General features: G+C 41.4%; 17 protein-coding genes. 7 read left to right on the top strand and 10 right to left on the bottom strand.

What is annotated here, in order from left to right; genetic code table 11:
* Positions 1-36: 36 nt before the first annotated feature.
* The 5 genes from minE to AACS98_RS08160 form a co-directional block, all read right to left on the bottom strand.
* Complete coding sequence (gene minE, locus AACS98_RS08140) at positions 37-336, bottom strand: cell division topological specificity factor MinE (protein ID WP_066378040.1); 300 nt, start codon at positions 334-336, stop codon at positions 37-39.
* A gap of 31 nt (positions 337-367) precedes the next feature.
* Positions 368-1174 carry a septum site-determining protein MinD gene (minD, locus tag AACS98_RS08145; protein ID WP_066378042.1) on the bottom strand — a complete coding sequence of 269 codons (807 nt, stop codon included), beginning with the start codon at positions 1172-1174 and terminating at the stop codon, positions 368-370.
* Between the two features lie 46 nt (positions 1175-1220).
* Positions 1221-2273: a septum site-determining protein MinC gene (gene minC / locus AACS98_RS08150; RefSeq protein WP_066378045.1), complete on the bottom strand. Its 1053-nt coding sequence runs from the start codon at positions 2271-2273 to the stop codon at positions 1221-1223.
* Between the two features lie 286 nt (positions 2274-2559).
* Positions 2560-3885, bottom strand: coding sequence for a four-carbon acid sugar kinase family protein (locus AACS98_RS08155; RefSeq protein ID WP_066378047.1), 1326 nt, complete (start codon positions 3883-3885; stop codon positions 2560-2562).
* Between the two features lie 5 nt (positions 3886-3890).
* Positions 3891-4556, bottom strand: coding sequence for a hypothetical protein (locus AACS98_RS08160; protein ID WP_066378050.1), 666 nt, complete (start codon positions 4554-4556; stop codon positions 3891-3893).
* A 126-nt stretch (positions 4557-4682) separates the two neighbouring features.
* On the opposite strand from AACS98_RS08160, the gene AACS98_RS08165 reads away from it, so the two are divergent.
* Together AACS98_RS08165 and AACS98_RS08170 are read left to right on the top strand one after the other, a co-directional pair.
* A complete protein-coding gene (locus AACS98_RS08165; protein ID WP_084386887.1) occupies positions 4683-5345 on the top strand; it encodes a PAP/fibrillin family protein in 663 nt (220 codons plus the stop codon).
* 119 nt (positions 5346-5464) lie between these two features.
* Entirely contained in the window at positions 5465-5704 is a 240-nt protein-coding gene (locus tag AACS98_RS08170) for a hypothetical protein (protein WP_066378052.1), read from the top strand.
* 304 nt (positions 5705-6008) lie between these two features.
* On the opposite strand, the gene AACS98_RS08175 is transcribed toward AACS98_RS08170, so the two are convergent.
* Positions 6009-6872, bottom strand: coding sequence for a PD-(D/E)XK nuclease family protein (locus AACS98_RS08175; protein ID WP_066378054.1), 864 nt, complete (start codon positions 6870-6872; stop codon positions 6009-6011).
* A 107-nt stretch (positions 6873-6979) separates the two neighbouring features.
* Between AACS98_RS08175 and AACS98_RS08180 the strand changes: the two genes are divergently transcribed.
* The 4 genes from AACS98_RS08180 to AACS98_RS08195 all read left to right on the top strand — a co-directional run bounded on the left by AACS98_RS08180 (position 6980) and on the right by AACS98_RS08195 (position 9151).
* Entirely contained in the window at positions 6980-8404 is a 1425-nt protein-coding gene (locus AACS98_RS08180; RefSeq protein WP_066378056.1) for a phosphoglucomutase/phosphomannomutase family protein, read from the top strand.
* 80 nt (positions 8405-8484) lie between these two features.
* Positions 8485-8757, top strand: coding sequence for a LapA family protein (locus tag AACS98_RS08185; protein WP_066378058.1), 273 nt, complete (start codon positions 8485-8487; stop codon positions 8755-8757).
* Between the two features lie 2 nt (positions 8758-8759).
* Positions 8760-8969 carry a BrnA antitoxin family protein gene (locus tag AACS98_RS08190; protein WP_066378061.1) on the top strand — a complete coding sequence of 70 codons (210 nt, stop codon included), beginning with the start codon at positions 8760-8762 and terminating at the stop codon, positions 8967-8969.
* Positions 8970-9010: 41 nt separating this feature from the next.
* On the top strand, positions 9011-9151 hold the full coding sequence (locus AACS98_RS08195) for a hypothetical protein (protein WP_157087502.1): 141 nt from the start codon (positions 9011-9013) through the stop codon (positions 9149-9151).
* Here the strand turns inward: AACS98_RS08195 and AACS98_RS08200 are convergent.
* The 3 genes from AACS98_RS08200 to AACS98_RS08210 all read right to left on the bottom strand — a co-directional run bounded on the left by AACS98_RS08200 (position 9138) and on the right by AACS98_RS08210 (position 10511).
* Positions 9138-9620: a restriction endonuclease gene (locus tag AACS98_RS08200; RefSeq protein WP_066378063.1), complete on the bottom strand. Its 483-nt coding sequence runs from the start codon at positions 9618-9620 to the stop codon at positions 9138-9140. The genes AACS98_RS08195 and AACS98_RS08200 overlap by 14 nt on opposite strands.
* A gap of 341 nt (positions 9621-9961) precedes the next feature.
* Positions 9962-10162, bottom strand: a complete 201-nt coding sequence (locus tag AACS98_RS08205; RefSeq protein WP_231866968.1) for a DUF5615 family PIN-like protein — start codon at positions 10160-10162, stop codon at positions 9962-9964.
* Between the two features lie 115 nt (positions 10163-10277).
* Positions 10278-10511 carry a DUF433 domain-containing protein gene (locus tag AACS98_RS08210; protein ID WP_066378065.1) on the bottom strand — a complete coding sequence of 78 codons (234 nt, stop codon included), beginning with the start codon at positions 10509-10511 and terminating at the stop codon, positions 10278-10280.
* Between the two features lie 216 nt (positions 10512-10727).
* Between AACS98_RS08210 and AACS98_RS08215 the strand changes: the two genes are divergently transcribed.
* On the top strand, positions 10728-11369 hold the full coding sequence (locus tag AACS98_RS08215) for a Uma2 family endonuclease (protein WP_066378069.1): 642 nt from the start codon (positions 10728-10730) through the stop codon (positions 11367-11369).
* A 298-nt stretch (positions 11370-11667) separates the two neighbouring features.
* Here AACS98_RS08215 and AACS98_RS08220 read toward each other — a convergent pair whose 3' ends face one another.
* A complete protein-coding gene (locus AACS98_RS08220; protein ID WP_066378070.1) occupies positions 11668-12387 on the bottom strand; it encodes a Uma2 family endonuclease in 720 nt (239 codons plus the stop codon).
* Between the last annotated feature and the right edge of the window lie 276 nt (positions 12388-12663).

The raw sequence follows: 12663 nt of genomic DNA on the forward strand, positions 1-12663 counted from the left end.
TCATTAATAGTTGAGCAAAATTCTGCACTCGAAAATCTACTGAGAGGTTTCATTGTTTTCTAATTCAGCGATAGCTTCTTTCACCCGACGGATGGGTAAGTTAGCAATTAAAGCTGTGGTGCGTTGATTGCTTTCTAGAGAAAATTCGAGTCCGTCGGTTTCCACTTCTACATAGCGGCAGACTATTTCTAAAATTTCTTGCCGCATTTTTTCTAAAGTTTGAGGATCTAAGTCAGCGCGATCGTGAGCAATTACCAATTGCAGACGACGTTTGACTTGAGAACGACTACTATCAGGAGTCCGGGAAAACAGCTTGTCTATGAGTTCGAGCAACATTGCAGGTAGGGTGCGGAGACTGGAAAATTAATTAAACAATTTTACTGCGTAATAATCGGCGCAGGCGAGTAAAGATGTTTTCATGGGGTGCGTCCAGATCGAGAAAATCGACGCTTTCTCCTTCCAGTCTCCGAGCAATATTCTCAAAGGCTATGGAAGCTAGACAGGGATTGTCACCTAAAACTAAAGGTTCGCCGCGATTGGTAGAAACAATGACACGCTCATCATCGGGGATTACCCCAATCAAAGGGATGGCTAAAAGTTCCTGTACATCTTGAACAGACATCATATCATTAGCCCGTACCATTGCTGGTCTGATGCGGTTAATGATTAAATGTACCCGTTTAATGCCTTGTGCTTCTAATAACCCCACTACTCGGTCAGCATCGCGCACGGCGGATATTTCGGGAGTGGTGACAATGAGGGCTTCTTTCGCGGGAGCGATCGCATTTTTAAAGCCATTTTCAATCCCCGCCGGGCTATCCAAAATCACATATTGATACTTTTGCGCCAGTGCATTCACCAATAACTTCATCTGTTCTGGTGTGACAGCATCTTTAGTGCGGTTTTGAGCGGCTGGTAATAATACTAGGTTGGGTTGACGCTTATCTTTAACTAAAGCTTGTTCTAATCGGCATTCTCTAGCTAACACTTCCACCGCCGTATACACAATGCGGTTTTCTAACCCTAGTAGCAAATCCAAATTCCGCAAACCAAAATCCGCATCTACTAGGGCAACTTGACGACCCATTTTAGCTATAGCCATGCCCAGATTTGCCGAAACTGTAGTTTTACCCACACCTCCTTTACCGGAGGTAATTACAATAATGCGAGTCATGATCAGAGTGTGCTGGATTAGGGTGAAAGAAATATATTAAATGTATTTATGGGGCTTGATTGATCCTACTTAAAAAGTTTCTAGACATTTCAGTAGTTCTGACGATGCGAATTCCTTGGGGCGTAATATGTGCCACTTCGGGTAAAAATTGCGTCGGTAATGTTTCTGGAGACCTAGCTACAGCGTCAGCGATTCGCAGTTGGGTGGGTTCCATTTGCAGTGCCATAATTAAACACTCACGATTACCCGCCGCACCTGCATGAGCCACACCACGCAGACGACCCCAAACTAAGATGTCGCCATCTGCCACTACAATACCACCTGGATTGATATCTCCTAATAAAATTACCGTACCAGGATGACGAATTTCTACGCCAGAACGTACCGTCATTTCTAGATATAAAGCATCGGCTTGGGCTGTCGGCGTTCCTTTGGGTTCAGAAGACAGGGTAGTTGCTGGTTGTAGTTGTTCTACAGAATAGCCGCAGGTGACAGCCGCGATCGCTGTTTGTCGGCGACTGCTGGCCACAGATTGCAAATGCAGTTGCATCTGGTTCAAGCTTTCCGCCAGTTCTTGTAGTTGTCTGACATCCAACAGCCGGTCATGTGCGATCAGATGCACTGGTGTATTTGGTACACGTAGGCGATCGCCCGCCATCAATCGAAATTGTAACTGTTGCCAAATCTCAGACCAAGCAAATTCTGAGGCGGGTAATTGTAATTCTGTAGGTAAAACTATCAGTATACGCCCATCCTGGTGTTTCAATTGCACTTGGACGTTATTTTTCGCTGCTGAGTCACTGGCATCAACAGTCAATAAACCAGATTCAGCATCTATATCTGACAACAGAGAAATTGTATTGAAATCTTGGCTGGTGGCGGCTGGTTCTACATCAGTAGCGGCTGACTGTTCTTTTAAGCTGTCAGAATTAGACTTGAGAAAATTCAACACAGAATTTAACTCGGTATCGGGAATGATCGAGTTAGATTCTTCTTCATGAACAGAATTTGACTTTTGATCATTAATATCTAAATCAACATCTGCATCAGGCAATGCAGCATTTGACTCTAAATTGGGGATAGCAGAATCAGAACTCATGCAGCTTTAGCCAAAATCAAAGGTATACACCTGGTACTTGCCAACTTTTCCCACCTGACGGTAAACAAGCTCCAGACTTGTGAGATTGTCCCTGAGTTTTCAAGGTCATACCAATTTTATGTGAGGTTGCGTCAAATCTATACCTAAGAGAAGTTATATGTAACATCTCTACAGTTAAGACTCAAGCGCAACTTCATCAAGAAACGGTATCACCATCTGTAGCTGTTTTGGGGAAAATTGGTTTAATCAATCTTAAACTAGATGCAAAATTCCACAACCTTTTCACCTAAGTATTTTTAGTTAATCTTTGGTAAATTGTCGCCAAGGCATTAGCATCACCCACGTTACCGGGAAACAGCACCACTGGCAAGTCAGGGAATTGGGGATGATCTGACGGTGTGATTACCATCGAACAACCGGCTAAAATTTGACCGAGTAAACGGGCTGAAGTTAATGTTAAACCAGTGCTTAACACATCATTGGAAGTAATCCCACCCTTACTGATGAGAAATCCGATATCAGCAGGTAAACCGCGCACAATATCCATTAATAAAGCGGAAACTTGAATACCAAACTGTAAACGAGTTTTGACATCAGTAAATGTTAGTTCTTGACGGCTAGTGTATACTACTGGAGTTTTACCAGCGTTGTGTACAGCATGAACTTTTTCTACAATCTCGGTGAGCAGTTTAGCAGGTGTATCCGGCTGTGCGTCAAGTAATCTGGCTACCTCCACTTCAATTCCCTCTGTTCCCTCCACTTGTAACAAAGCTTGAAGTTGCTGCGTCGTCTTTTTCACATGGGAACCAACGATGACTGCACCTGGTTTACCTTGACGTACATACTCAGCCATATTTTCCGCCGCAATTGGTTGGGGAGGTAAGGCGGCTAAAGCTGTTAAGATACTGGCTGCACTGCGAAATAAAAAGCGTTTCCCTTGACTGGCGGCGGTTAATAAGTCTACAGCAAAGCGATTGAGATCCGCTTGCGTTTCGCCATCGACAACACAACACTGATTACCTGTGAGTTGCAGTAAGCGCGCTAAACTTCCCTGACGAATATCAGCCAGTAAGAATCTTTCTACTGCTGACTCTGGAATGCGTGCTTGGGTTTTTTCTTCTACATACTTGGGTAAGTAGCTGTGATGGTAGCCGAAGACTGAATCACGCGCAAATTCAGTTTCATGAACTGGGGTAGGTACACCGTCAATAATTAGGTAATGTACACTATCGCGGGTGATGCGTCCGCCTTCAAAAAAAGCTGGTACGAGGAAATGAGCATCGAATGCACCGAGTTCGTCAGCGATCGCATCGGTTTCAATCGGATAATGTCCCCGTAAGGTAGAATCAGAACGGCTGACAACTAAAAAATCAGTCACACCTTCAGCCGCTAAAGCTACCTTTAAATTTTGACAAACTTCTTTGGTGACAGCTGCGGCTGACTCTGGCGGTAGGGATCTGGTATTTGTGAGTACGAAGAAAATCGGCGAATCATCCCGTAACCCCAAGCGTAAAGTATCCACATCCCAACGCATTAGCAGCAAACAGCTATGGACTGTTTGAGAACCGGTAGGATCATCATCTAAGACGATTATTTTTGGTTTGTTGCTCATGGAAGTTAACGGGAAGATTGTAGTTTTCTGACTTGTGCTTGCACATCCAAAGCAATCTGCAATACTTGATTTAACAGTAGACTATATTCACTAGCCTGAGAGTTGGCTTGTAAAGTTTGGATACTGGTTAAATTATTGACAGATAAATCTTGGTCATGGGTAAGCAGTTTTTTATTATCCCGCAAAAGTCGCTCTGTTTTGAAAGCGCGGACTAAATCTTCTCGTAGTAGTTGCAAGGCTGTCAGGACTTGATCTCTATTATTGAGACTATCATCGAGTTCGCCAGACACGGCTAACTGGTCATTCACATCGACAGCTACAATCAAGGCGTGATATTGATCAAGTGCATCTAAAAGCTGTTTCAGGGATTTGGGACTGTGGACACTTCGCCAGAGCGATCGCCCCAATAAGACTAGAATAAATACTATGATTAACAGTAGAATTCCCAATGGAATTGCTGAACCGATGAATGGCAAAATAATTAAGCCATAAACTAAGCCAACAATCACGGTAGCAATCAGCAGTGATAGCGAAATCTCACTTTGCCAAAATTTTAATCGCTGTTGGCGGTTGGCGATCGTTGCGGGGCGCAAAACTTGATCGGGAGACACCCCAGTTAAGCGTCGTAGTTCACCCTTGCTAATTTCCAACCCTATCAAGTCCGCTTGCACAACTGGATACTCCTGGGAAAATGCAAGGTGCGTATTTTATTTTAGTGCGGTTTTGCGGTTGTGGTACATCTAGAGAGAAAGGAGTGGCGATCGCGATCATCCTAACAGATAAAATTAATAGGCTATATGAAGGGAGATATTCAAACCTTGAATAATCGACTGATACTAAAAGAAAAATTACAAACGCAACTTGAGAAAATCCTCAAGCATAAAAATGGCTCTCCTGTCACCAACTTACAACTAGATAAAACTATAGCCGCAGAAATTGAACAACTAACCACAGAATTAGAAAACTACAATCCTAATCCTCATCCTCTTTTATCTGCTACATCTTTACTGGATGGAGCTTGGTTACTGCAATACTCCACCGCTAGAGAAATTCGAGCTTTAGATTCTTTACCCTTGGGATTGCAAGTAGGTAAAGTTTACCAAGTGATTGATGTCACTAATAAAAAATTTTTCAATTTAGCTTTTGTCAAACATCCTTTGGGGTTAGTATCGGGATACGTGAGAGTGACAGCTACTTTTGAACCAGCCACAGACGAGTCATCACCTGTACCTGATAAACGAATTAATGTCTATTTTGACAAACGCTACCTATCAATAGAAAAGATTCTTGGTATTGATACACCCAAACTCAACCCATTTAAGGTTGTACCAGCTAATAATCCTCAAGGGAGAATTGCTACTCTTGATATTACTTATTTAGACGAAACCTTGAGAATTGGACGCGGTGGAGATGATAGTTTATTTATTCTGACTAAATCTCCTGATATACCTGCTTGCTAAAAGCAAGCTACGCTTATCGCCTCAGCAATGTTTGTACTTTTTCCTACCCTTTTAGGTGGATGAATAACTCCGTAAACATGAGTAGAAATTAATTACAAGCCTAACAGGAGGGTAAAATAATGACTAAAGGTAACGGACATTCTCAAGAACCTATCAGCAACTTAGAATATGACTTTCTCACAGTGCTACAGAATAAGGCGGAAGCGGTGAGAGCTTATGAGACTTACATAGAAGATGCAAAAGCTGTTAATTCCCAACCTTGTGTAGAGTTATTCCAAAAATTACGCCAGTCGGAAATTGAGCAAGCTCAAGAAATTCGTCATCACCTACAAGAAGTGATGCAGCGCGGTAAGATGTAATCCCAATTTTATGTAAGGCTGCATCAAATACAGCAATTTTCAGGTACATGAACCACAAAAGTAAATTTCAAAACCTTGTAGAGACGTTGCATGCAACGTCTCTACACTGGGGTTTATTTAGCGGAGATTTGCTGTAAATAATGTAGAGATGTTATGTATAACGTCTCTACATCTAGGAAAAAAGTTAATAGGTAAGGTTTGTAGTAGGGGCGGGTTGACAGATATCATCAATTATTAACAAGGATATCGGTGAACCCGCCCCTACTTTAGTCCTAAAAGAAGGACTAAAGTCCTGACTACGAACTTACTTAGAGTTTTTAGCTTTTATTTCTCCTGTATGGTGATGTGGTTGAGATGAATAAGCAGAAAACTCACATATAGATTTAAATGGACAATAACGACAGTGATAACCAGGGTTAGGCGGAAATATTTCCGGAAAACTCTTAATTGATTCTTGGTAATCTTGTAAATCTTGTTGGTGTTTTTTGGCAATATTAACTAACTCAAATTTCAAAGCTTCTAATTCGCTATTTTTCAACCGAATTAATTCTGATTCGTGACAAAATTCTAGATTATAAAATGAGGCGACAGCTTGCCTACCAGGGTAAAGATAACTAGCAGCTAATAAATAAACTAATGCTTGTCTGATATCGAAATTAGATTTACCTGTTTTAAAATCTACAATATGTAAAGTTTGAGCATCTGAATCTATAAAAACGCAGTCCATTGCGGCATATAACCGGAAGCGATAATTATCTTTTTCAATCAAAATCGGTTTAGGAAAACCTTCATCACCACGAGTTAATTGCAGAATCCGTTTACCTAAAAGTAAGGGAGCTTCATAATATTTTTTCAAAATTTGTAACACTCGCTGTTGCACTTGTAAAGCCGTGTGACTCAATTTGAGTAATTTGGCAACTTGTTCTACTCCGTCGGATCTAGTTAACAAATGTCCATTATGATGAAATTCATAAATGCCTTTTTGGGCGAGTATCCCGATTCGCTGAGGTGCGGTAGCCTGATTCAATAATGCTTTGACTTGTGGTTCGTGTTGACGTGCTTTGATAAACCCCCGCCTCATTTGACAGTGCCAGCGTTCTTGTCCTTTAGCTGGGGCTACTAAAGACCAGAGGTGATAACTAACAAAAAGTCTTTCGGGGGTTGACATTGCTCAATAGCAGTGAGAAAAAATACGGTGGAGGATGCTTGCAGCTACGCACGCTTTGCGGGAAGCTTCCTAATAGAGTTCACAAAATATGGGAGAGAGTGGCAAACATGAGCGGTAGCAATTCCAGCAAGATAAAATTTGGGACTGATGGATGGCGAGGAATTATCGCCGATGACTTTACTTTTCCCAACGTGCGGAAAGTCACAAGAGCGATCGCAAGTTACTTGGAAACAGCCTACAGTAAAGATAGACCAGTTCTGATTGCTTACGATACGCGGTTTTTAGCTGATCAGTTTGCCCAGACAGCCGCCCAGGTGTTAGCTGATTTAGGTTGGAATGTTAAAGTTACTGATCGGGATTGCCCTACACCAGTAATCGCTTATAACGCCCGTCACCTGAATTCGGCTGGGGCTTTGATGTTTACTGCTAGTCATAATCCAGCACCTTACTGTGGGATTAAATATATCCCTGACTATGCCGGGCCTGCCACTCCAGAAATTACTGATACTATTGTGGCAAATATAGAAACTGCATCAGATGAGTTGCCCAGTGGCAAACCATCCGGTTCAATTTCTATTTTCGATCCCAAACCAGACTATCTCCAATTTATCTATACATTGCTGGATGTGGAACGAATTAAGAGCGCACAGCTAAAAGTCAAGTATGATGCGTTATATTCTACATCCCGTGGCTATTTAGATGAAGTGTTGGAACAAAGTGGTACACAATTAGAAACATTTCACACTTGGCGCGATGTGCTGTTTGGTGGTGGAATGCCAGAACCCAAGGGAGAACAGCTTGTAGAATTAGTGGAAGCTGTGCGCCGAGATCATGCAGATTTGGGCTTGGCGACTGATGGCGATAGCGATCGCTTTGGGATCGTGGATGAATTAGGCAATGTTCTCACCCCTAACACTGTGCTGTTAGTGTTAGCTAGACATTTAATCAAAAACAAAGGTAAAAGCGGCGCGATAGTCCGCACAGTGGCGACAACTCACCTACTGGATAACTTTGCCGCTAAATACGGCTTGCCAATTTATGAGACACCAGTCGGCTTTAAATACATTGGTGAAAAAATGCGGGAAACTGCCGTGCTGATTGGGGGTGAAGAATCAGGCGGTTTAAGTGTAATTGGACATATTCCCGAAAAAGACGGCGTTTTAGCTGATATGCTCATAGCGGAGGCGATCGCCTACGAAGGCAAACCTTTGAGTCAATTAGTCAAAGAAGCGATCGCAGAAGCTGACGGCCCGCTTTATAACAAGCGTTTGGACTTACACTTGACAGAATCACATAAAAATGCTGTGATTGATTCCTATACCAAAAATCCGCCTTCAGAGGTAGCAGGGATTAAAGTTAAGGAAGTTGGACGTAAGGACGGAATTAAGCTGTATTTAGAAGAAGGTAGCTGGGTATTGTTGCGTCCATCTGGTACTGAGCCATTGGTGCGCGTTTACTTAGAAACCAATTCACCTGAGAAACTTAGCCAACTTGCCCAAGAAATGGAAAGTGCGATTTCTAAGTTAGCATAGAAGTTTAGACCGCAGATGTAGGCAGATGAATACTGAGACTATCTGTGTACATCTGCATCTATCTGTGGTTTGATTTTTTTATGAAAAGCTTGGCTAATTTGTTGATATCCTTGATTGTAGCGGTTTGGGTAGTGGCGATCGCGGTTATTTCCGTGCAGAATGCCACACCAGTATCGTTAAAATTCTTAACATTCCAATCAATTCAAATACCAGTGGGTTTAGTGCTGGCGTTCAGTGCTGGTGTAGGGTTGATTGGTGTCGCTATTTTACAACCTCTTTGGGGTCTGGGAAATTCTAGTAATTCTCGCTTGGAAGAAGACGCGGAATTTTTCGTTGATGATGAAGATTTTTAGTTATGGAAACTGAGTATGATTTTAGCCAAGGAAAGCGAGGAGCGATTGAGCCAACAACACCGGGGAAAACTCGAATTACAATTCGTCTAGATGATGAAATATTGGCATGGTTTCGTGAGCAAGTTCACCTAGCAGGTGGAGGAAATTACCAAACTTTGATTAACGATGCGTTGCGTGAGTATATTCAGCAGCGTCATGAATTGAGACAATGAAATTTGAGACATCAAAAACATAAGGGAGTAGAATCGATGCCATGAGTAATGAAGACATCGATATCTCGGATATTCCACCCTTGAAAGATGAATTTTTTGCTATGGCGAAATTGCGAATTTGTCAATCACCTGGAAAAAAAAGATTACCTCATCCAGATACAATTTTTTCTAATAATTTTTAGCCCGAAGCATAAGTTGAATAAGCTGTCCTCTATCCCATAATTCTACTTCGTTAGAACGTGCAAGATTATAAGCATTCTCTGTAAATTTGTTATTTGTAATAACTATTGCTTTATTTGCTTGGTAATGTTTGACTGCACTTGCTACTTCTTGTACTGCTTTTATGCCGATAGGCTTTTTCGATCTTTTTGCTTGAATAATAGTTTTTACATTATTCTTGTATAGAATTAGGTCAGCACCGTAATCTTGGGTGTCTGGAGTCAGGATTACATTGTAACCAATCTTTGTAAAACAAAGGAATAAAAGTTTCTCAAAATCCTTTCCACTCATCTCATCGACTTCGTGAATACCACTAGCAAGGATGGTTCTTTCTTCTTCTTGATGTTGTCTCTCATTATCCTTAATTAATTCACTAAAACCATAAATCGCAGCACTAGCTAAAGCAGCAGCACCCAAAATGATTGGAATCATGAAATACTCCCAAATCTGATTTGCTTATATAAATACCTAATTACAACTTGTCCTGACTAAACAGGGATATCCTTATATGTAATTGTTCCCCGTAAAACAGGTAAATAAACATTTATTAAGGAGAAATGTGTAAAACTTTGATAAAGCTAAGTATTTAGTGAGTGATGCAATCTCAAAATGTTTAGTGCAATGGGCTTACGCTCCGCCGTAGGCGATAAGCTTCGCTTAAGCCTTCTGGAGCGAGACGCTAAGTGAACGGCTATCGCATCTTCAATACAGTACAGTAGATGAGCGATCGCACTCATTACTCCTGCACTACAATCATCAACGACTGCTGATTTCTACAATGGCTTCTCCTTGGCGTAGCTGTTGTAGAAATCAGGAAAAGCGATCGCCATTATTCGCCGCAAGTTACGATTTGTTACATTACCACAAGTAAGCCAGATAATTTGCGGTGGTGTTCCCAAGCGACAAACCAAGTCCACAAAGTCGCTATCTTTGGTCATAATGACCGCATCACTAGCTCGTGCTGCATCAAAAATCTCAACATCTTTAGCATCTCGTAATCCAAGCTCTCGTAGTGCAGTAGCTCTACCTCAAAGGTTTCATTGAGCCAGCTTGCTAATGTAGGAGGTAACTGAGCATCAATCCAAATGTTCATGCTGTCAGTCGGGGGAAATCAGTTCGGCGTGCAGCAAACAATAAACAGGCTTGAATATCTTCTGGTTCGAGGTCGGGAAAATCTTCTAAAATCTCAGAAATGCTGACATTCTCCGCTAACATTTCTAAAATGTCGCTCACCCGAATTCTCATACCACGAATACAGGGACGACCTCCACATTGACCAGAAGTTTGGGTAATACGTGTTAATAAATCAGTCTTTGAGTTCATGTAGTGTTGTTACCACAATATAAATTTCTATGACCTGATCATACAGAATCAACTATGGGTTTCGCGAGTGCTTACGGGCGGACTAAGCTCATCGCACTCCCATGAAAGCTAAAATTATAAAGCGCAGTCTTGTAAAAATGCTTGGCAAAGATTTTAACCTGAAAAACTAGATTGAATCTGACTTTCTTAATTACGAATTACAAATTGCTATAAGCCATGACTCAAGCCCTACGCAAGCTGATTAAATTTGATGAATTTGTTGCCATATATCCAGATGAAACAGGGAAACGTTATGAACTCCATGATGGGGTAGTTGTCGAAATGCCACAACCAACAGGAGATCATGAAGAAGTAATTGGATTTTTAGCCTTTGAAATTACTAGAGAGTGTATCCGTTTAAATCTCCCCTACTTCATACCCAAAACAGCATTAGTCAAACCACCTGAATATGAATCAGCTTACTCGCCAGATATACTGTTGTTGAATCGCCCCAATTTAATAAATGAACCTTTGTGGAAAAAGGAATCTACTGTTACTCAAGGAATATCAATCCCGTTAATTGTTGAAGTCGTAAGTACAAATTGGCGTGATGATTATCTGAAAAAATATGCTGATTATGTTGGGCGAAGCCCTTCCCGAAGGGTACAGATGGCAATTCCTGAATACTGGATTGTGGATTATGCAGGATTAGGAGTTAGGGAGTTTATAGGTAATCCTAAACAGCCTACTATTTTGGTTTGCTGTTTAGAAGAAGGGGAGTATAGTGTGAGTAAATTTAGAGGTGACAGCCGTATTCAATCTGCAACTTTCCCTGATTTAAATTTAACTGCACAACAGATTTTTAATGCTAGTTTGTGATACTTCTACGTGATACGAAATTTTAGAGTGTCTCAGCTACGCAGCTGATAGATAACGGCTAAGTTTGATAACTATGGGTGAGTTGTAGCTTGAGGTAATCGATAAAATTTAACATTTCTGTATCAGACAGATGATAGCGCGATCGCAATCGACTTAAAATTAAAATATAGATATAATTCCCAAACTATCAAACTAATTAACATATATAAATTAAACCTCACGCAAAGAAAAATAAAACTTAACGTGAGGTTAAATATCAGTCAAAACTTGAAGATTTGACACCGTATTGCGCCTAATCTCAAACTATAGTTTCAGGTTCATAACCTAACGCCTTTAACCTGTCTTCCAGCCTTTGTACTCTATGTTCAGCTTCTAAACGACGCTGTTGCGCCATATTAGCCTGTTCTTCTGCTTCCATTATCCGTTCTTCCGGTGTCAGGAATCGGCGTTTTTGCTCGTCATACCAGTAAAGCCATTCTCTGGCTACTCCTTGGTAAAGTCCTCGTTCTCTACCAATTCCTAAACCAAGTTCTGGTAGCCAAATCGGATTTCCTGACATCAGGTAATATTCGCCATCTTCTAGACGATAGACTTCCAAAGGCGACTTTTTGCGCCGGAAAGGATTGTACACAACATAATACAAAACTCCTAATTCAGCGTAGATATCTTTTTTGTGACTGTATTCGCCCAGAGGTTTGTGAGAAGTTACCTCTAGAGCTAGAATTGGCGGATTTTCTTCTTCCCAGAGTACATAACTGAGACGCAAATCGCCATCGATAAAACGTTTGACACCTACACTCAAAAATCCATCAGGGACGATCGCTGGCTTTTTTGGGTCATAATAAATACCCATATTTACACCAAAATACCAATCCCATCGCTCTAACCAAACTAAAGCCAAAGAAGCTTTTAGTAAACTCGGAATTAAATATTGTATTTCATTATCCACGGGTGTATCCTCAGAGTTCGGCAGCTCTTCGGAAGATGGTAAACAGAGTAACGAGTTGTAGTTTAACATGAGAGGTTTTCTCTGGTTCTAGTCTTAGATAGAGAAATTTGCCCAGATTAAATAATCTAATGTGTGCATTCTGGTCGCTAGCGCATAGCTTTGATCAACACTGCATCTAAACTATAACGCGGTATGGTAGCTAAGGGAGCAGGGGAGGCAGAGGAGCAGGGGAGGCAGGGGAGCAGGGGAGCAGGGGAGCGGAGGAGAGAAACTAATAACTAATGACTAATGACTAATGTACGGGCGGGTTTAGAGAGAATTATCATGGCTCTACAGATTATCTGG

The sequence above is a fragment of the Anabaena sp. CA = ATCC 33047 genome, assembly GCF_963870205.1.
GTDB lineage: Bacteria > Cyanobacteriota > Cyanobacteriia > Cyanobacteriales > Nostocaceae > Trichormus.